Genomic DNA, 19,955 nt, shown 5'->3' with positions numbered 1-19,955 from the left:
GGTCAGTCCTCCAGAACCCAGGTGTCTTTGGTCCCGCCGCCCTGGCTTGAGTTCACGACCAGTGACCCTTTCTTTAAGGCGACCCGCGTCAACCCGCCGGGCGTGATATTGATCCCTTCGGGTGAGACCAAAACAAACGGGCGAAGATCAACATGCCGTGGCGCCAATCCTGACCGCGCGAAAATCGGAACGGTCGAAAGCGACAAGGTTGGTTGCGCGATGTAGTTTGCAGGTCTTGATTTTAGCTTTTCTCGAAAGGCCGCGATCTCTTTCTTGCTCGCGGTCGGTCCGATCAGCATCCCATAGCCCCCCGACCCGTGTACTTCTTTCACCACAAGGTCGGACAAGTTGTCGAGAACATAGGAAAGAGACTCGGGGTCGCTGCATCGCCAAGTCGGCACGTTTTGCAGCAGAGGTTTCTCACCAGTATAAAACTCAACAATTTCGGGCATATAAGAGTAAATCGCCTTATCATCGGCAATACCGGTGCCCGGCGCGTTGGCAATCGTGATACCCCCGGCGCGATAGACATCCAGGATACCCGGAACGCCAAGCGCGCTGTCGGGATTGAAATTCAGCGGATCAAGAAAGTCATCGTCTACCCGTCGATACAGAACGTCGATCGGCCGGTATCCTCGCGTAGTGCGCATACACACACGCCCCTCGACGACGCGCAGGTCGTGCCCCTCTACAAGCTCCACCCCCATCTGATCCGCAAGGAAAGCGTGCTCGTAATAGGCTGAGTTATAGATACCGGGCGTCAGTACCGCGACCGTAGGCTCGTTCTCAACGCAATCGGGCGCGCAGGCGGCCAGAGATCGTCTTAGACTGCGCGGATAGTCTGATACATTCCGCACATTTGTGGCGCTGAACAACTCAGGGAACATTTTCAGCATGGTTTCCCGGTTCTCAAGCATATAGCTGACACCTGACGGCGTGCGCGCGTTGTCTTCCAGAACGAAAAACTCATCAGGTCCGGTTCGCACCAGATCAACGCCAACAATATGCGTGTAAATCCGACCGGGCGGCGATACGCCAAGCATTTGCGGCAGAAACGCCTCGTTTTCCGAAATCATTTCTATGGGCACGCGCCCTGCACGAACAATTTCTTGTCGGTGATAGATATCATGCAGGAAAGCATTTATCGCCCGGACCCGTTGTTCGATACCACGTTCCAGGCGCTGCCATTCCCGCCCTGAAATCACACGCGGCACGATATCAAAAGGTATCAACCGCTCTTCTGCCTCAGCTTTCCCGTAAACGTTGAATGTGATGCCTGTAAGCCGAAAAACCTCTTCGGCTTCGCGTTGTTTGGCTCTTAACCTTGAAACATCCTGTGCATTAAACCAGCGGCCGATTTCTTCGTAGGAGTCTCGCAGAGATCCATCGTCATTCAACATTTCATCAAAATATTCACTCATATGAGGATTTTGACGAACTATTCCAAGTTTTCAAGTCAAACGCCAACAGCCACCAAGCACATCTTGGCGAAGCGCCTATTTTTAAGTCTAATTGGTGCTCGACTCCAAAGCTTTATCTACGACCCACGGTTTTCTTGTCCGCAATCATGCCGCTATCATTATGTTCTGGCAGTGCAAGAAGATCTAGGTCTGACTCTTGATGATGGCCTTGACCTGGTGAGCGATTAATCCAACTGAAGCGGGTAATGTTGAAACGACTGGCGATAATATCGAGCGGACTGAACAGCCCGCTAAGCAGCGCATTGGAATTCGCAAAGCAGGCTAAGTCTCTCGGTTACGAGGTTCGGCTGTTCGCACCTAATTTTTCAGCCGAGTTGATTGCACATTTCGGCTTGGACCACTGCGAGATTCCAATGCCATGCTTGGACGCGTTTGCACCGTTGCTCAGCCAAGAACAACTGCGGGCTCTTTCACCCAAAGATCGTCTTGATGCAGCAATCAACGCCCTAGGCGCGGATGAATTCGCCGAAGCCCTGTCCCGTTTTCAACCCGATGGCGTCTTTGTCGATTGTGAATTGCATGCGCATATCATTGTCGGGCTGTCACTGGGTCTGCCTGTGCTGCAGTTCAGCAATATGTTCCTGTCACCACCTAGTTCCCGCGCGCCCCCATTGAACAAGCGCATCTATCCCAAAGTCGGTCTGCGTGGTAGCCGGGTTGGAGTTTCGTTGCTTTGGATCAGCTTTCTGCTTTGGAAGTTGAAGAAAGCGCTGAGAAACAAGCTCAAGTACCCCGGTGCGGAGTACTCTGCGGTGCTTCTGGAATTGGCACGACGCTATGATGTGCCGATAGCGAAAAAGTTGCGACTGGTCTGCTGGCAAATGCCGTGGACCTACAAAATCCCCACGGTTCTGTTTGTACCACAAGCGGTTGACCTTCCTACACGCCCTTATCGGGATTTTTGGTATCTTGGTTCGATGATTTTGCAGGATCGGCCCGAAAAACCATATGATCGGGCAAAGGTTGCAAGGTTTTGTTCGGCTAAGAATGAAGGTGGCAGAATTTTTGTAGGGTTTGGCTCTATGATGAAACCCAAGGGCGATTTGCTTGCCAACCTGTGGATTGTGGCCCGAAGAAACCCGGACTGGACGTTCTTGTTCGCCGCCGGAAAAAACTGGGAAGACATAAGCTCACTCGACGTACCACCAAACGTTGGTGTCGTCGCCTGGGTTCCGCAGCAACAGGTTCTGGAACATGCGGATCTTGCCATCATGCACGGAGGAACCGGCGGGTTTGTCGAAGCGATCGAAGCAGCGACGCCAATGTTGCTTTACCCACATGTCAACGATCAGGAAGGCAGTGCGGCCCGCGCGGTGTTTCACGGCATCGGACGCGCCGGGCGCCGAACGGATACCGCGGACCAGATCGAAGCCGACATCGGCAGCCTGCTGACCAACCCGAAATACAAGACAAACTGCGAGAAAATGCAGTCAGCTTGCCACCGCGAAAAGGCCACCAGGGGTCTGGCCGATTTTCTGCAACGGGTAACTAACCCGAAGGACGGGTAGCGTAGCTGATTCAAAGGCTTCTTGACCGCGCGCTGCGCCGACAACGCGGTACCTCGGCATGTTTGGCACCGACATCGTGGGGTGGACTAAATTATTTCATTCTATAATTTTGATATTATGATCCATTCGCCTTACACGTGCGTAAGCAAATTACTGACACCAAGTAAGACACGACAGTGAATACCAAAACGAACGATATCAATCGCTATTGCCGACATAACTTGCATCGTATTGCAGGATACTTTCTCGATAACAGCCTGACACGCGCTCAAGTGGTCTTTTTCGGCATCAGGCGTGCGGCTTCAACTCTCTGGCGTTACCTTGGAGGCGGCGCAGTCCCAAAACATGGTGCGATCGGTCACCTCCGGATCGTAAGGGTGAGCCGGGTTAAGAAACACGTATCCGTTGGTGGAGCAACGCCCCTCACCTCGAACAACCAACTCAACCGCGTTGGCCTTCAGTTTGACCAGAACTCGGAGCGTAAAAACATGGGGGCCTGGGTCGATGGCATCTAAAATACCGGCCCGCTGCGCCGCAGTCGCCCTCCATTCGGCGACGAGCATTCAAGGATTCTTCTTTTGGATGTGCGCGTTGATCCTTTTGTTGGTATCAACTCCGGTTCAGGCCCATCGGTTCAATGAAAGCTACGTGTATTTCGACGTGACCGACGACAGTCTGAGTGGTCGTGTCGAAATTACTGTCCGGGACCTTGCCCGCATCCATCAAGGCTCTGCCGAGGTCCTTGAACCCATGACGCAGGAAGACGTGCTTGGGCTGCAAGAGCGATTTTTTGAATACTTCGATGACCGCATGAAGCTCTACTCGGGCGGCCAACCACTTGGGGTGCAGTTCGACGATATTTCGTTCTTCAACACGTCGGTCGGAAACTTCGCTCAGCTTCATTTCAACGTGCTGGGTATAGAAAAGACCCCCACTACGATTGACATGTCGTTTGACGGTTTGCAGTCAGACATCGATCCGACCCATCGCGGTTTTGCCCTGATCGCAACGAACACACGCAACGGGATGGGCGAGAATGAATCCTATATCTCTCTTGTCTTCTCACCCGGCGACGGCGTCAAAAGCCTGTACCTGAACGACGAGCCAACAAGACGTATCGCCCGAGGTTTTTTTGAATACGGCGTCTGGCATATATGGCGCGGGTTCGACCACCTTTTGTTTTTGGTGACCCTGTTGTTGGGGGCCGTGATGCGGGTGGAAAATCAACGCTGGGTTCCGTCTGAAAGCATCGGGGAAGGTCTCTGGCCGACCGTTAAAATCGTAACGGTCTTTACCATCGCAAACATGATCGCGCTTGGCCTTGCGACGTTCGAAATCATCACCCTGCCTGTGCCGCTTGTAGAGGCAGTCATTGCGTCGTCGATAGCAGCCGTGGCGGTTGTCAATCTGGTTCCACGCTTTCACAATATCTTGTGGCTGGCGGCCATTTTGTTTGGCGTGTTCCACGGGTTCGGTTTTGCCACTCTCCTTGAACCGCTGGGCCTGGACCCAGAGCGCAAGTTGCTTGGGCTGGCAACTTTTAACGTTGGCATCGAGATCGGCCAGCTTGCCGTTGTAATGCTGTTGTTCCCTGTCTTTTTCGTCCTACGCCGTCTGACTGTGTATCGGGTGGTTGGATTACAGCTGGGTTCGATCGCGTTGATCGCGCTTGCCATGTTCTGGTTGTATGAACGGACAATCGGCTTCCCTTTTATCGGCGAAACCCTTGCACTGGTGACTGAATGATGGACAGAACCATGCTTCTGGAACAGGTGCGCCAGGCTCATACCTTCGCAGTGGGGCAGTTGTTGATGTCAGCCCCCAAACACTTCGACAACCCGCTTGGGGATACCTGAAATGACCCGGGTTTCGCATCCATTGTCTGAAAGCCAGTTGAGGTTCTGGAAGGGCCATCAACTTCATCCGGATGTGCCAATCTACAACACGGCCTGGCGGTTCGATTTGCACTTCGACGTGAATCCAGAAGTGTTTCGGAAGGCGTTTTCCCAGGTAGTTCAAGACAATGAAATTCTGCGCACCGTATTCCATGACGAAAACGGTGCGCCAGAGCAGTTTGTTTCAGACGCTCCGAAAAACCTTCTCGAAATATCTGACCTTGGTCAGTCACTTGATCCGGGCATGAGTTTGGAGCAACACCTTGAGAAATGGGTTCAAACCTCGTTCGATATAACGCGCGCAACGATGCGCAGCCAATTAATAAGAGCATCGGACAGCCATTGGGTTTGGGCCGTATGCCAGCACCATATTGTTTGTGATGCGCACTCCAGTGCTTTGCTTTTTGACCAGGTCGCACGCCGTTATTTTGCAATCGAACAGGGTGAATACGACACAGCCGAGCCTTTACCGAGCTTTTTTGAAAGCTCCGCCGTGCAAGCTCCCTCACCGAACCCCGGGCCTGTCGCACCTCCCCGGCCCTCTTCGCCACCTTATGGAGCCACAGCGAGGCGCGCGGCCCTTTCAAAGCGTCTCGATGTGCCGATGGGGCAGGAATTAACTGATGCACTGGAGCACGCTGTTACCCAACCAGCCTTTCGCTTGTTCACGCCGGATTTGTCGAAACTGGCGATCTACCTGACGGCCTATCTGGCTTATCTTCATCGCGTTACAGGGGATGAACAGATCACGATCGGGTTGCCATCCCACAACAGATTGTCCGGCACCGATAAAAAGACGCTTGGGCTGTTCGTCGAAGTGCTGCCGTTTAGCGTTCGAATTGACGCTGACGATATGCTTCTGGACCTTCACACAAAGGTCAAATCAGGGCTGAGTGCTTTTTTGAGACAAGCCAAATCGGGTGCTGTGGCGGCCATGGATACATCCGGTATCAGCGCTGTTTGCAACTTCATTCAAGCGGAGTTTCAAGATTTCGCCGGTCGTCCTGCAACCGCGACTTGGCTTCACAGCGGTGCGCATGATGTCACGCATGCCATGCGCCTTCACATCATGGATTTCTCTGGCAGCGGGAAAACGCAGCTTTTTCTGGATGTGCATGACGAGATTCTCCAAGCCGTGTCAGAGGAATGTTTGCGGCATCACTTTTTACGCGTTCTGCAGGCGATGGTCGAGGCCCCGGATACACCGATAACGGCGCTGGATATATCCGCGGGCGAACAAGATCGGTCAATTCTGTTCGGGCGCACCGAAAGCGACGACACCCCTGTAACGGTGCTGGAGGCGTTTGCCGCTCAAGCAGCCAAGTCCCCGGACGCTTTGGCCCTCTCATGTGCTGAAAACCGGATGACCTACAAAGAGGTTGATGAACAAAGCGACCGGATCGCTGCTTACCTGAAAGGTCTTGGCATTGCTCGCGGATCGTCCATTGCGATGGTGCTGCCGCGCTCGGTGGAATTTGTGCTGATCATGCTGGGAATCCTAAAGGCCGGGTGCAGCTTTGTTCCGATCGCATCAAATACGCCCGATGCACGCACCGCACAGATCGTCAGGACCTCCGGCGCGGCAGCGGTATTTGTGACGCCTGACGATGACCGCGCCTTTTCATGCAAACGTTTGACCCTGCCCCCTGCCACATCGGATGCACCTTTGTCCGAACCTGAGCCCGTGGGGACGGATCTGGCGTATGTCCTGTTTACCTCTGGCTCAACCGGTACGCCAAAAGGGGTGCAGGTCAGCCATGACAACCTGTCACGCTACATCCACTGGGCCGCGGAAACGTTCAGTGCCAATCGCCCAGCGCATTACGCGTTCTTTTCGTCGGTTTCGTTCGACCTGACACTGACATCTTTGTTCGCGCCGCTTGTTTCAGGCGGATCAATCCGTGTGTACCCCGAACGCTCTGACCCGGACCTTGCCGTGCTGGACGTATTTGCCGAAGACGTTGTGGATGTTGTGAAGCTGACCCCCTCTCACCTTGCGTTGGCGTGCAAACAAGGTCACGCCGTTGAGCGTATTCAGACGCTTATCCTCGGGGGTGAGAACCTGACGTCGCAACTATGCCGCAAGGCGATCGAGGTGCTGTCGCCTTCCTTAAAGTTGGTCAACGAGTACGGCCCCACAGAGGCCGTCGTGGGGGCCATGCATCACGTCTATAGCCCTGACAAAGATACCGACGCCTCTGTTCAGATTGGTCGCCCGGCGACCGGAGTATCACTCAGCATCCGCGACAAGGGTATGAATATTTGCCCGCTAGGTGTAACCGGAGAAATCGTTCTGGGCGGTCGGTTGGCAGAGGGGTATCTAAACGACCCGGTGAAGACCGCAGAGAAGTTTCTGGAAGATCCAGCCAAGGTTCAGGGCAGAGTGTACCGGACTGGTGATATCGGACGCATCAATCACGATGGCCGCGTTGAATACCTTGGTCGTGCAGACCAGCAGGTTAAAATCGGCGGGGTCCGTTTCGAAGTTGCAGAAATTGATCGCGTTCTGCGCCAAATCCCCAACGTGAACGCCGTACACGTTGCCTTCGGCTCTGCCTCACCTACGGCCGAGAGCAAGCAAGCCTGTCGAAAATGCGGGATTACAGACGCCGTTCCAGGCGTAGAATTCAACGAACCCGATCTTTGCGGGATTTGTGCTGAGTTCGACAACTACAAAGATCGGGCTCAAGCCTATTTTCGTGACGAACCCGATCTTAAGCACCAAATCGCACGTGCAGAGCAGGCAAGCACAGGCGACTACGACGCGGTTATGATGCTGAGCGGTGGCAAAGACAGTTCATACGCGGCCTACCGTTTGGCTGATTACACCTCGCGTGTCCTCGCGGTGACATTGGACAATGGGTATATCTCTGATCAGGCAAAAGCGAATATTCAACGGGTTGTAGACGATCTTGGCTGGGACCACCGGTATCTCAGCACAGACAAGATGAACCGGATTTTCGTCGACAGCTTGAAAGCGCACTCAAACGTCTGCCAGGGTTGTTTCAAGGCACTCTACACGTTGGCCTTTCGTACTGCCTTGTCCGAGGGCGCCCCAATGCTGGTGACAGGATTGTCCAGGGGACAGTTCTTTGAAACCCGCTTGACCCCCGACCTGTTCCGCAACACAGCCCCGACGTGCGCCCAGCTAGACGATTTGGTTACAAAGGCCCGCAAAGCCTATCACGCTGAAGATGATGAGCTTTCGCGGCTTTTGGAAACCGATGATTTAAAGGACGGCCGGTTCCTGGACAAGGTCGAGGTACTTGACATTTACCGGTATATTGATGTGCCGGTTTCCGAGATTTACGAGTTTCTCGACAAGCACACCGCATGGCAACGACCGTCGGACACCGGCAGATCGACCAACTGCCTGATCAACGACGCGGGCATCCATCTGCACAAGTCACGCGAAGGCTTCCACAACTACGCCCTGCCCTATTCGTGGGATGTCCGCATGGGTCACAAAACCCGCGAGCAGGCCTTGGACGAGTTGAATGACGATATCGACACCCAACGCGTTGAGCAGATTCTTGAAGAAATCGGGTTTGACGAACCTCTGCACCCACAACGCTTATCCGTGTATGTGGCCGGCCACGACATCGTAGAGCAGGACGTTTGGCAGGCCTTGGAGGCGCATTTTCCCCGAAACTTGCTTCCTGACGACGTGATTATCCTGACCGATATGCCGCTAAGCGCCAATGGGAAGGTTGATACTGACAAACTGCCCAAAACCCGCAGACGGAGCAGAAAAAGCACGGGCATCGTAGCGCCAGCAACCGACGCGGAACAAAAGCTGTCTGCAATTCTGGCAGCCGTGTTGGGCGTGCATCAGATTGGGGTGACCGAGGATTTCTTTGACCTTGGCGTGGATAGTCTGGCGGCGATTGAAATCGCGATTAACGCCAACGAAAACGGCTTTGCGTTGCCGGCAACGTCGCTGTTTGAATATCGAACCATCCGGTCGCTGGCTGAACATGCAAGCAACTTACCCTCGGCAGTTTCCGACAAAGGTCAGGACGATGTGCTTCTGGACCTGGACGATGATGATCTTGCGAGCATCACGGAGGCGCTGAGCTAGCATGGGGTATCCTCAGGGTATAGCTGATATTCTTCCACTTTCCTCGGCTCAGAAAGGAATGCTCTTCCACGTTGAGGGCGAGACGCAGTTTCGTGGGCAATACGTGGCTGTTGTCAGTTGCACACTGCATGGCCCCCTAAACCCACAGCGTCTAAGAACCGCGATTGAGGCACTGGTCGCCTCACATGACGCGCTGCGCGCTGGTTTCGTGTGGAAGGGTGTTAAGCAACCCGTTCAAGTTGTTCAGGAAAAGGTACACGTACCGTGGACCGAACTGGACTGGACCGGGCATTCAGATATTGAGCACAAGGCCGAAGACCTTCTTCAGCGCGAACAACTGCGCCAGTTTGATCTGAAAAAGCCCCCATTGATGGCGGTCACTCTGATCAAAACATCACAGCATACGTGGCGGTTTGTTTGGACGATTCACCATCTGATAAGTGATGGATGGTCAACGCGCGTTGCGTTTCACGAAATTTTCGCGCGTTACAACGGTGAAAACCCAGACGATGCGAGTATTCCAAGCTTCAAAACCTATCTTGTCTGGCTAAAGAAAAAGCGTCCGCTTACGGATATTGCGTTCTGGACAGATTATCTTGCAGGTCTCGACGAGCCCTGTTTGCTGCCCGAGCCGAACGCACTCGGTCAGACTACGACGCAGGTTTCACACTCAGAGTCTTTGGGCCAGGACCTGATGGAACAGGTTGAAGCCGTTTCAGCCAGTTTAAAAATCACGCCTAATACTGTTCTGTCAGCAGCTTGGGCCTTGGTCTTGCGCAGGCAGCGACAGCAAAATGATTTGGTATTCGGGACGACAACGGCAGGACGACCAGCGGAGATTCCGAATATCTCAGACACAATCGGCGCGTTTGTCAGCACGTTACCCGTTCGGCTAAAAATCGATCCTTCTCAACCCGTTGACGTGTTTCTAAAAAATCATGCTCGCGCTGAAATGGATCGGCTTAAACACGAATACGCCGCGCTGGCAGACGTTCAGAACTGCTCCCCGTTTCCAAAGGGTACGCCCCTTTTTGACACCCTTTTTGTAAACGAAGGCGTACAACAAAAAGACGGCAGCTTTGATGAGATTCAGGTCAAAGATTTCAAGTCCGCGCAATTCAGCAACTATCCGTTGTCGCTGTTGGTGACGCCTGACAGGACACTTGGGGTCGAAGTCATTTACGACCCGGCGCGAGTGAATGCCGAAACAGCTCGGTCCTGTATTGCGGTCTACAAGCAGGTTTTGTCCGCCATCACTGATGACCCGTCGCAGCCGATCCACGACGTCATGAAAAACCAGGCTAGATCAGTTCAGGTGTCACCCGCACCCAAGGCTGAAACAGTTGTCCAACGGTTCTTGAATTGCGCCAAAGCTGCGCCGGGGGCAGCGGCGGTTACCGACGCCGAACAAACTTTGTCCTACTCAGATCTTGCCGCGCGCGCGCGGCAAATCGCCTTTCTGCTGCGAGAGTCCGGTATCCAACCAAGTGACATCGTTCCAGTTGCACTGCCACGTGGGGCCGATGCAATTGCAGCCTTTCTGGGTGTGATGATGTCAGGCGCTGCCTACGTTCCGTTGGATCTGGATTACCCGCAAGCCCGCCTTTCGCAGATCATGGATACCGTCAAACCTCGCTTTGTGATTTCGACGCAGGCATCACGCTCAAGCCTGCCAGAAACGTCTGCAAAGCTTGTTCTGCTTGAGGCGCTCGACAAGGCAATTCCCCTGACCGAAGTTGCACCCGGTCCGCGCGCCTACGTTATGTTTACGTCAGGGTCGGAAAACAAACCCAAAGGCGTCGCAATCTCTCAGGCAGCGTTGGCAGTATCCACATCAGCGCGGGATAAGGTCTATGGTACGGCGCCAGAGGTATATCTTCTGTTGTCCTCGCTCGCTTTCGATAGCTCGGTTGCCGGAATTTACTGGACGCTCTGCACTGGCGGGCATTTGGTGATTGCGTCAAAGAACGCCGAACAGCGACCCGCCGCATTGGGGGAGTTGATTTCCCATCATGGTGTAACGCACACACTGTGCCTGCCGGGCCTTGCGCAGGCACTGTTATCCTCTGTGCCACCGCAGGATTTACGCAGTCTCAAGGTTCTAATTGCAGCCGGAGAAGCCCTCTACCCCGCCGTGTCACGCGACTTGCAACGGGTACTGCCCAACTGCACTCTGGTAAATGAATATGGTCCCACAGAAGGCACGGTCTGGTGCACGTCATTTGATGCAACATCGTTCGACGGTGATCAGGTCGTGCCAATCGGCAAAGCCATTCCGGGAACCTGGGTCGGTATCTTCGACAGTGATGGTGTGCCCGCGGATCCGGGCGTGGTGGGTGAAATAGTCGTTGCGGGCACGACGATCGCGGATGGGTATCTGCACGATCCCGAGCAAACGAAAGAGCGGTTCGTTGAAATTGGACCAGAGCGCATACGCGCCTACAGAACGGGCGACGTTGGAACAGCTGACGTATCAGGCTGCATCACGTTTCTGGGTCGCAAGGACAAACAAATCAAAATACGCGGGCATCGCGTTGAGTTGTCGGAAATAGAGACCACAGCGCAGGTTGTATCTGATGATCGGCGGGTTGCGGCCCTTGCATTGGACCTTGCGGGCCACAGAACAATTGCGTTGGCCGTGGAATGCCCCGCCAATGACCCTGTGTGCAACGCTGTGGCGCGCCATATCGAAGCCAGTCTGCCTGAACCATTTCACCCAAGATTAGTGGTCGGAATCGAGAAGTTCCCCGTGCTTCCAAATGGAAAGCTAGACCAAAACACCCTGAAGTCCATGATCTTACAGCAAACTCAGACTCAGATCGGAGACGCGCCAAGAGATACCCTTGAAGAACAGATAGCGGCCCTTTTCTCGGAAACGCTCAAGACCACGTGCAAAACCCGAGATGCCAATTTCTTTGACCTTGGGGGCGACAGCCTGTCCACCATTGCGGCCTATACATTGGGTCAAGATCAAGGAATACAGTTCGAGCCCATCGATCTTTTCAGCTACCCCACCGTCGCAGAACTGGCCAAGCGCGTAGTGGCACGCCGCGCGGGCGACGTATTCCTGGGCAGCGATAGCACCGTACAGATTTCCAACCCGGGTCCGGGAAAAACCACGGTGGTGATTGCCCATTGCTCTGTTCAGTTCAGCCGATATATGGCGCGCAGCCTTGGCGCTGACCATTCTGTTGTGCATATTCCCAGCCATCGCACAAAGGGCACCCCCGTTCCATTTGGCAGGTCCTTTAACGACCTTGCAGCCGAGGCAATCTTGCATATGGAACAGGCTGGAAATTCCGGCCCTTTCGTCCTGTGCGGGTATTCAGCCGGGTGCCCTATGGTCTTAGAAATGGCAAGACAATTGGGTCAGCAGAATGTGCTCGGCCTGATCCTGCTGGACCCACCCTTCAAGATGATAGGCGCGGAACCAGCGTTGCAGCCTTTGTATTTTCGTACGTACAAGCGATGGAGATACATCACAAAAGGTTGGAAACAGCGGTTCAGATCAAAACGAACCGTACCGGAAATTAAACGTGCCATTGCGGAACGCCCCGACGCCGAAGACTTACGCATCAGAGGCGTAGAAATCGCGCATGAGCTTGCTGTAAGAGCGTTTCGTGTCCCTCGGCTGGATAAACCTGCGCATATTTTCTTGTCACAGGGCAACCCATCGCTGGCCGCTGGCGATGCTTTGGACACGCACCTAACTGACAAGCACTTCTACAATCTGGACATGAAACATGATGAATTGATGACGCGATCGGATGTCTTTTCCAAGATTGCGTCGGTATTGTCAGAATGCACAGGCCTTGGCAGCCATCCTAAAACGTGATGCAGGACCAGAGGCATATCGCGCTTCCCTGCAAACAGCGCGGTTCTTATTGCTTCTGCGTTGGGTTCTGCACAGAATTGAACCAAGGGTTGATCCAAAACGCGTTTTGCTCCGTACATCTGTTAAGTTGGGACCGAAGCTAGTGCGCCAAGAAATAGTGTTAGCCATTGTATTTTTTCTGGGCGTCAGCATCGTTGCTGGCCTGCACTTTTCGTCATCAGATGGGTTAAGCCGCACGGACGGGGTTGAGGCGTACTCGGTCCCCGGAAAACCGCGAATGACTGTTCCAGTAGCGATCGAACTGTCTGACGAGCTGACACCCGCCTTGTTGGCTGTCGTGTACGAAGCGTTCGGAAAGACACAGGAAGATGAAATATACGACACGCTCGCGCAGGTGTCTGAAGGCGCCGCGCTTGAGTATCTGTATCTGGATAGGGTTGGCGCAATGGCCGGTGGCGGCTTGCACGAAGCCGACCAGACGCTTCACGAAATAAAGATGTTGGACAGCGTCGTCACAAACGAAGATTCAACGCTGACGATTGATGCGACATGGCAAGTGATTGGAACTGTGGGCCATGAAGAACATCTTCACGTGCGGGGGAATACGTACAGTGCCGATCTTTCGATTTCTCCGATCGATGGTGCCTGGCGGATAACCGACTTTGCGCTGCGCGAGGTCATCCGGGACATGGCAGGCGAAATGTTCGAAGTTTCCGAAGAGTCCCACGATGATTAGCGTCGAAAACGTCTCGTTCGAATATGGAGAAGGCGGGTTTCGGTTGCATATCCCGCACTTGTCACTTCGGGAACGGGAACGTCTTGCCATTGTCGGGCCAAGTGGAAGCGGAAAAACTACCCTTCTGAATCTGATTGCCGGTATCCTCTTGCCAAAGAGCGGGCGCATCGAGATCGACGGAACGGATGTAACCGGGTTGTCAGACGCCGAACGCCGGCAGTTCCGGGCAAGTCACATAGGATTTGTTTTCCAGGACTTTGCGTTGCTGGATTACCTGTCGGCGCGGCAGAACATCCTGTATCCCTACCGGATTACGCCAGCGCTAAAGCTGGATGCCGACGCCCGCAGCCGTGCCGAAGCCTTGGCCGATGCCTGCGGAATCGGCGACAAGCTTGACAGGCACCCCGCTGCGTTGAGCCAGGGTGAACAGCAGCGGGTCGCGATTTGTCGTGCCCTGGTAACGCAGCCCAAGCTTATCTTGTCCGATGAGGCGACCGGAAACCTCGACCCCGAAAGCAAGGGGCGCATCCTGGACTTGCTGTTCCAGCAAGCCGCAGATGTCGGCGCGACTGTGCTGGCCGTGACACATGACCACGAGCTTTTACCGCGGTTCGAGCGTGTAATAGACTTCGCGCAGTATCGCGAGGTGGCGGCAGCATGAATGCGCTATACCTTGCCTATGCCTATCTACGCTTTCACTGGGCGCGCAGCCTTGTGCTGGTCGTCGTCGCAGCGCTTATCCTGTTCGTGCCCGTCGCAACACAGATCTTGTTGTCGACGAGCCAGACCGCTCTGGTCGCGCGCGGTGAAACAACGCCCCTGCTTCTGGGTAGCCGCGGATCACAGTTGGATTTGACGATGGCCGCGCTCTACTTTTCCGACGAACGCCCTGCCCCAATTGCAATGAAAGAAGTGGAAACGCTTTGGGACAGCGGTTTGGCGATGCCGATTCCCGTGCACACCGCATTTTCATCGGGGGGCTTCAGGATCGTCGGCACGACCCTTGATTATTTTGATTTCCGAGACCTGGATTTCTCAGAGGGGCGCGGCCTGTCGCTGTTAGGCGATGCGGTGATTGGCGCAGATGTGGCGCAACAGCTTGGTAAGCGCGTCGGTGATAGCCTTGTTTCGTCGCCGGAAAACCTGTTCGACCTTGACGGCGTCTATCCGTTGGAAATGCCCATTGTCGGTGTTCTTGCCCCCACGAACACACCGGACGATCAGGCGATTTTCGTTGATATCAAAACGGCTTGGGTGATCCAAGGGATTGGGCACGGGCATGAGGATGTCGTGACCGCAGCGGACATTGCAGCGGGAACTGACGCGCTTGCCAATGCTGCCGTTGTGCAATTCCAGCGCATCACCCCCGAGAATATCGAAAGCTTTCACTTTCACGGGTCACAGAACAGCTTTCCTGCCACAGCGGTGATCGTAGTGCCGAACGACCAAAGGTCAGGTACAATCCTGAGGGGTCGCTATCTGGACAGCGACAACCCAAGCCAGTTGATCGAACCGGCGGGTGTCATCCAGGGATTGGTTGACCGTATCTTTCGAATCAAATCGCTTTTGGATGGCGTTACAGCCATTATTGCGGTTGCAGCGATTGCCGCCGTTGGGCTCGCGGTCTTTCTGAGTTACCGGCTGCGTGCACGCGAAATCGCGACTGCAGTAAAACTGGGCGCCAGGCGCGGCATGGTCTTGCGCCTGCTGGCGGCAGAGACAGTCACCCTGCTGTTTCTTTCCGGGTGTATCGCGGCAATTGGTGCCGCATTGATTTCACAAAATGCCGAGACTTGGGTGGGCTGGCTGCTCTCGCTCGGCGCATGAGAAAGGGAGAACTATGAAACGACATATTGTTTTTGCAGCATTGGCGGGCAGTGTCGCGGTCACTCCGGCGCTGGCGCATTATGGTATGATTATTCCGAATGACCCGATGATCAGTCAGGAAGACGGTCGCAGCCTGTCCCTGACCATGTCCTTCTCGCATCCGTTCGAAATGGATGGGATGATGCTTGAAAAGCCCGAGGCGTTTACCGTGACCCATGAAGGCGCAACCACGGACCTGCTGGGGGATCTGCAGGACGCTACTGTCATGGATGATCAGGGCTATACGCTCGATTTCCCGCTGGAACGCCCCGGTACCTATATCTTTGCGATGGAGCCCAAGCCCTATTGGGAACCGGCCGAGGACGCGTTCATCATCCACTACACCAAGACCTATGTGACGGCCTATGGCGATGACGAAGGCTGGGATACCGAGCTTGGCCTGAAGACCGAGATCGTCCCCCTTTCGAAACCGTTTGGCCTGTGGGAACACAACGTGTTTCAGGGGATCGTCAAAATGGACGGGGAACCCGTACCCTATGCCGAGGTTGAAGTAGAGTTCTTCAACGATGGTGCCAGCGCGACCGCACCCGATGAGTTGATGATCACCCAAACGGTCAAGGCAGACGCAGATGGCGTGTTCACCTATGCTGCACCGTCTGACGGGTGGTGGGGTTTCGCGGCGCTGAATACGGCAGACTATACCTTGCCTCAGGACGGCGAAGATAAAGCCGTTGAACTGGGTGCTGTCATCTGGGTTCACTTTGAAGAGTGGACGGGACAGTGATCCGGGCCGTTGGTCTGGCGACGCTATTGGCCGCTGCTCCTTTGGCAGCAGCGGCTCATAGCCTTGTTGTGTTCGCCTCGGTCGATTGCGAGGCAGTGACCGTCGAGGCCAAGTTCTCGAATGGAAAAGTCGCGCAGAAAGGTGAGGTGCGCGTGCTGGACGGGGAAAACTCCCTGCTTACGACGCTGCAACTTGAAAGCGATGGAACGGCCCGTGTTCCTTTGTCCAGCGTGGACCATTCGCAGGGCTTGGTGATTGAGGTCGATACAGGTGGTCACGACAATTATTGGATCGTGACACCCGAAGACATCGCGCGAAAATGCGGGAGCTGACGATGCAGCGATTGTTCAAGCGCACTGTTATTGCCACCTTGGGGCTTCTTCTGGCGACGGTTGCCGTGGCACAGGATCGACCCAAGGTGGTGACGGTAAACTATCCGCTTCAATACTTTGCGGAGCGTCTTTTGGGCGACACTGCAGATGTTGAGTTTCCGGTCCCGGAAGATGTCGATCCGTCTTTCTGGCGCCCTTCCATTGCCGATATCAGCATGATCCAATCGGCGGACCTGATCCTTTTGAATGGTGCCAGCTTTGCCACTTGGGTCGACCGCGTAACGCTTCCGCGTTCGCGGTTGGTGAACACGTCTGCGGCGCTTAAGGATCAGTTCATCGTCACCGAAAGCATAACCCACAGCCACGGCGACGGGGGCGAGCATTCGCATGAGGGAGTTGCATCTTACCTCTGGCTCGATCCGACGCTGGCAATTGCCCAAGCTGAGGCTATCGCCGAGGCGATCACAGCGCGCGAGCTTGCCTCAGCAGATGACGTCGCAATTCGTCTTGAGGAATTGCGCGCCGATCTGGAAGCAATGGACCAAACGGCCCAAAGCGCATTCTCAGACACTCGGGACGTTGCACTGATCGCAACGCACCCCCGGTATCAGTACCTTGCGCGTCGCTATGGCCTTTCGATTACATCGGTGGAATGGGATGCAGGTGCAGCCCCGACCCCCGAACAATTGACCGAACTGAGTTCAATTGCAGAGCGGACAGGTGCGCAGGTTCTGATTTGGGAAGCAGAGCCTCCGGCAACCGCCATCGAAGCCTTGCGCGGCCTTGGGATGGAAAGCGTCATTTTCCCGACGCTCGCCCACAAGCCGTCTGCCGGGACGTATTTGGATTCCTACCAAAAAGCTGTGTCTGATCTTTCACAAGCCAGTCTTGGGGCGAATAACTGACCGAATTGTTCTCGCATCAACAGGATTCTGAAGGCTGCTACTCTCCCATGCCGATTGGGAGAGCCCCAACCTCATCATGATTGCGTATTGACGGCCAGTCAGCCGAACTGAGCGGCTTGGTTGCCCCGCAGTTCGGCAAGCTCCACAGCTTTGTCGATTAAAAACAACGCTTCCATTTTTGTCTTGGCTTCCAGGGGAATTTCTTCGCCCACCTGGAACACCAATGGGCTGCCCAGCATGACACCATCCGCAATCTCTGGCCCCTGCTTCAGCAGACGTTCCGCGTGCGCACTGTCTTGCTGGTCGAATACAAACAGAAAGACACCATTTCCCCAATATGTCGCCACCTTGCGCCCTTCCTTGGTGGCCCGGAGAAGTGCGGCACCAGCTGACGCCATGGACTCCCGGAACTCGCTTGTGGAACTGGGCTTGTAGATTTCCTCGACATTGGTGACCCTGACAGCCAGAATCTTTGCGGCTGCGGAATGCATGGTAGCAACCTGAACCACGTAGTTTTCGAACTCGGCCAGCCCTATGCATCCCGGCAAGCCACCAAAATATTGCGGGTCGCTGATGCGGACGTCCGGGTATACCTCCGAGTCCTGCCACGCGTCTTCATCGGCCTGCAAAACCTCGATTGCAGCTCTCCGCTCTGCCGCCATCCGGTAGGCATCTGAAAGGCGCTGTTTAAGATCGGAGAATTCGAATGGCTTTGTGACGTAATCCGTAGCACCTGCTTCGAAAGCTTCATCAATATACTGCTTCTGAACCATGGCGGTGACCATGATGATGGGCGTGTAAGTATAGCCGGGAAGCTTGCGCGCTTCCTCACACAGTGTGATCCCGTTCATTTTGGGCATCTGTACGTCCAGAAGCAGACAATCGAACACCTCTGACGGGTCAGACAGGATATCAAGCGCGTCCCGACCACTGCGGGCGGTAACGACATCTTTGTAACCGAATGCAGCAAGTACGCTGGTCAACAACTCCAGAATGCTAGGGTCGTCGTCTACGGCAAGTATACGCATATCTTTTCACCAACCTTTTGCACCGAACCAACCGCTGGGCGTCGCAGACTGTGAGCAGCGACTGGCCCGGGTGCATGAAAATCTCAGGACTATGTCAGAATGGCGAGGAAAGGCGGCAAAAGGTTGACCCAAGATGGGCCTCGTTATGTCTGTGCATCATTTTTTTATTTGCACAATGTTTTGACAGAAATCGTGTGGATCGGATTTGAGGTTCATAGGCCGAAGGACAAGAATCGCGCTCAGTCTCAGGCCGTGGCACAGAACGTTTTGAATTGTTTCCCAAGGCCACGCCCTTGCAGGTAAAGGGATGGTAGCCCCAAAATATAACTTAATCCAAACAACATCTTGCCAGGCGAACCGCAAGGTCGAGACCCCGTTTTGGCGTTCTTAAAAGAGGGGAAAATTTGAAACGATCTACAGGAATAAGCGACGTCTTTGTCAAAGGGATGTCAATTAGACACACTTGTTCGATAAATCCACAAAGTACTTGAGTAGGTTGTAGACCAGCCAGTTCAAATCTTGTCATAAGTGTGCCGAAATTATGAGAAAAGTATGGACCGACCACTCAGGTACCAGCAGGCATACCAATCGCCGGAAACCTTTCCGGACCTGAGTCCTGCCAACGACTCTGTGACTGCGCCGAAGGCTTTGGCGCAGCGCAAACATCGTGCGCCCCAACGTGCCCTTTCAACGCCTCGCAGCAAACTTGGCAACATACGCGCGACAGCGATGAGCTTTCGCAATATCCACGAACATGGCACATTGCTTACAAAATACCTTGAGACACGAAAATCCATTTTTATCGACAGATTGAATTGGCAGATTTGCGAAGCTGATGGAATGGAGTTCGACCAGTACGATACCCCAGCCTGTCAATGGATCATTCTTCATGAATTCGGCGAAGTCTTTGGCGGAGTGCGGCTGCTTCCCAGCACGGCACAATGTGGAGTATACTCCTATATGCTAAGGGATGCGCAAAGGGGCATCCTAGAAGGAATGCCCACCGATATCCTGTTTTTTGAAGCCCCCGTAAAACCAACCGTGTGGGAGGCGTCCCGGTTTTTTGTAACAGACAGCGTGACGGCTTCTCGCAGGCTCCTGGTTCAGCGTGAACTTTTTCACCAAATGACAGTTGCCGCAAAACGCGGTGGAGCCAAAAGCATCTTGGGAATTGTCCCTTCTGTTTGGGCGCGGTGGTCCAGACGACTGGGTGTTTACGCCACGCCTGTTGGTGCCAAATTCTCGATAGACGGCACCGCAAGCCAGTCGGTTTTGTTCAACATTGAAAACTAGCGGCAGGATTCTGCGCTGGACCCTGACATCAACTGCCTGTGCATTTTGGTACACTATGACACCCATCCATCTGCAGAAGGAGTCGGTGATTCTGTCCGATGATCGCAAAAGCTAAACTTCAGAAGTAGGTCGCAGAAACCCTGCATTTGCCTTGAAAAGCCCTACAGGAGACAGGATTCGGAACAGGATAAGAGTGAATTCGGCACTTTGGCTGATGCCTTTCAACGAGTTATCAGCCATTATCACACGC

The 19,955-nt window shown here is 54.3% G+C and carries 14 protein-coding genes; 11 read left to right on the top strand and 3 right to left on the bottom strand.

Going from position 1 to position 19,955, the window contains the following annotated elements; translation table 11 throughout:
- Positions 1 to 2: 2 nt before the first annotated feature.
- Positions 3 to 1,421 (bottom strand): circularly permuted type 2 ATP-grasp protein, encoded by a 1,419-nt coding sequence (locus LCM21_RS08575; protein WP_224890232.1) that lies wholly within the window; start codon positions 1,419 to 1,421, stop codon positions 3 to 5.
- A gap of 245 nt (positions 1,422 to 1,666) precedes the next feature.
- Here LCM21_RS08575 and LCM21_RS08570 point away from each other — a divergent pair, with 245 nt between their 5' ends.
- Complete coding sequence (locus LCM21_RS08570; protein WP_224890231.1) at positions 1,667 to 2,989, top strand: glycosyltransferase; 1,323 nt, start codon at positions 1,667 to 1,669, stop codon at positions 2,987 to 2,989.
- Between the two features lie 302 nt (positions 2,990 to 3,291).
- Here the strand turns inward: LCM21_RS08570 and LCM21_RS08565 are convergent, their stop codons facing one another.
- Positions 3,292 to 3,552: a hypothetical protein gene (locus tag LCM21_RS08565; RefSeq protein WP_224890230.1), complete on the bottom strand. Its 261-nt coding sequence runs from the start codon at positions 3,550 to 3,552 to the stop codon at positions 3,292 to 3,294.
- 28 nt (positions 3,553 to 3,580) lie between these two features.
- On the opposite strand from LCM21_RS08565, the gene LCM21_RS08560 reads away from it, so the two are divergent.
- From LCM21_RS08560 to LCM21_RS08520, 9 genes are all read left to right on the top strand, one after another.
- A complete protein-coding gene (locus LCM21_RS08560) occupies positions 3,581 to 4,735 on the top strand; it encodes a HupE/UreJ family protein (protein ID WP_224890229.1) in 1,155 nt (384 codons plus the stop codon).
- 111 nt (positions 4,736 to 4,846) lie between these two features.
- On the top strand, positions 4,847 to 8,965 hold the full coding sequence (locus LCM21_RS08555) for a non-ribosomal peptide synthetase (protein ID WP_224890228.1): 4,119 nt from the start codon (positions 4,847 to 4,849) through the stop codon (positions 8,963 to 8,965).
- Between the two features lies 1 nt (position 8,966).
- On the top strand, positions 8,967 to 12,800 hold the full coding sequence (locus LCM21_RS08550) for a non-ribosomal peptide synthetase (protein ID WP_224890227.1): 3,834 nt from the start codon (positions 8,967 to 8,969) through the stop codon (positions 12,798 to 12,800).
- 277 nt (positions 12,801 to 13,077) lie between these two features.
- Positions 13,078 to 13,536 (top strand): hypothetical protein, encoded by a 459-nt coding sequence (locus LCM21_RS08545; protein WP_224890226.1) that lies wholly within the window; start codon positions 13,078 to 13,080, stop codon positions 13,534 to 13,536.
- Entirely contained in the window at positions 13,529 to 14,197 is a 669-nt protein-coding gene (locus LCM21_RS08540) for an ABC transporter ATP-binding protein (RefSeq protein WP_224890225.1), read from the top strand. Before LCM21_RS08545 ends, LCM21_RS08540 begins: the two co-directional genes overlap by 8 nt.
- On the top strand, positions 14,194 to 15,363 hold the full coding sequence (locus LCM21_RS08535) for an ABC transporter permease (protein WP_224890224.1): 1,170 nt from the start codon (positions 14,194 to 14,196) through the stop codon (positions 15,361 to 15,363). Before LCM21_RS08540 ends, LCM21_RS08535 begins: the two co-directional genes overlap by 4 nt.
- 13 nt (positions 15,364 to 15,376) lie before the next feature.
- Positions 15,377 to 16,147 carry a DUF4198 domain-containing protein gene (locus tag LCM21_RS08530; protein ID WP_224890223.1) on the top strand — a complete coding sequence of 257 codons (771 nt, stop codon included), beginning with the start codon at positions 15,377 to 15,379 and terminating at the stop codon, positions 16,145 to 16,147.
- Entirely contained in the window at positions 16,144 to 16,479 is a 336-nt protein-coding gene (locus tag LCM21_RS08525; RefSeq protein WP_224890222.1) for a hypothetical protein, read from the top strand. Before LCM21_RS08530 ends, LCM21_RS08525 begins: the two co-directional genes overlap by 4 nt.
- Before the next feature lie 2 nt (positions 16,480 to 16,481).
- On the top strand, positions 16,482 to 17,384 hold the full coding sequence (locus tag LCM21_RS08520; protein ID WP_224890221.1) for a metal ABC transporter substrate-binding protein: 903 nt from the start codon (positions 16,482 to 16,484) through the stop codon (positions 17,382 to 17,384).
- A gap of 98 nt (positions 17,385 to 17,482) precedes the next feature.
- Here LCM21_RS08520 and LCM21_RS08515 read toward each other — a convergent pair whose 3' ends face one another.
- The gene (locus LCM21_RS08515; RefSeq protein ID WP_068334103.1) at positions 17,483 to 18,412 is read right to left on the bottom strand and encodes a response regulator; all 930 of its coding nucleotides are present in this window, start codon (positions 18,410 to 18,412) and stop codon (positions 17,483 to 17,485) included.
- 552 nt (positions 18,413 to 18,964) lie between these two features.
- Here LCM21_RS08515 and LCM21_RS08510 point away from each other — a divergent pair.
- A complete protein-coding gene (locus tag LCM21_RS08510) occupies positions 18,965 to 19,705 on the top strand; it encodes an acyl-homoserine-lactone synthase (protein ID WP_224890220.1) in 741 nt (246 codons plus the stop codon).
- Positions 19,706 to 19,955: the final 250 nt, after the last annotated feature.

The organism is Ruegeria profundi, assembly GCF_020171505.1.
Taxonomy (GTDB): Bacteria; Pseudomonadota; Alphaproteobacteria; order Rhodobacterales; family Rhodobacteraceae; genus Ruegeria; species Ruegeria profundi.
This window is presented reverse-complemented; position numbering and strand designations above follow the sequence as displayed.

What these genes read in the sequence shown, in the direction of transcription:
- LCM21_RS08535 (WP_224890224.1), top strand. Translation starts at nt 14,194, where the DNA reads ATGAATGCGCTATACCTTGCCTATGCCTATCTACGCTTTCACTGGGCG.
- LCM21_RS08520 (WP_224890221.1), top strand. Translation starts at nt 16,482, where the DNA reads ATGCAGCGATTGTTCAAGCGCACTGTTATTGCCACCTTGGGGCTTCTT.
- LCM21_RS08510 (WP_224890220.1), top strand. Translation starts at nt 18,965, where the DNA reads ATGGACCGACCACTCAGGTACCAGCAGGCATACCAATCGCCGGAAACC.
- LCM21_RS08575 (WP_224890232.1), bottom strand. Translation starts at nt 1,421, where the DNA reads ATGAGTGAATATTTTGATGAAATGTTGAATGACGATGGATCTCTGCGA.
- LCM21_RS08565 (WP_224890230.1), bottom strand. Translation starts at nt 3,552, where the DNA reads ATGCTCGTCGCCGAATGGAGGGCGACTGCGGCGCAGCGGGCCGGTATT.
- LCM21_RS08530 (WP_224890223.1), top strand. Translation starts at nt 15,377, where the DNA reads ATGAAACGACATATTGTTTTTGCAGCATTGGCGGGCAGTGTCGCGGTC.
- LCM21_RS08545 (WP_224890226.1), top strand. Translation starts at nt 13,078, where the DNA reads ATGACTGTTCCAGTAGCGATCGAACTGTCTGACGAGCTGACACCCGCC.
- LCM21_RS08570 (WP_224890231.1), top strand. Translation starts at nt 1,667, where the DNA reads ATGTTGAAACGACTGGCGATAATATCGAGCGGACTGAACAGCCCGCTA.
- LCM21_RS08540 (WP_224890225.1), top strand. Translation starts at nt 13,529, where the DNA reads ATGATTAGCGTCGAAAACGTCTCGTTCGAATATGGAGAAGGCGGGTTT.
- LCM21_RS08550 (WP_224890227.1), top strand. Translation starts at nt 8,967, where the DNA reads ATGGGGTATCCTCAGGGTATAGCTGATATTCTTCCACTTTCCTCGGCT.
- LCM21_RS08515 (WP_068334103.1), bottom strand. Translation starts at nt 18,412, where the DNA reads ATGCGTATACTTGCCGTAGACGACGACCCTAGCATTCTGGAGTTGTTG.
- LCM21_RS08555 (WP_224890228.1), top strand. Translation starts at nt 4,847, where the DNA reads ATGACCCGGGTTTCGCATCCATTGTCTGAAAGCCAGTTGAGGTTCTGG.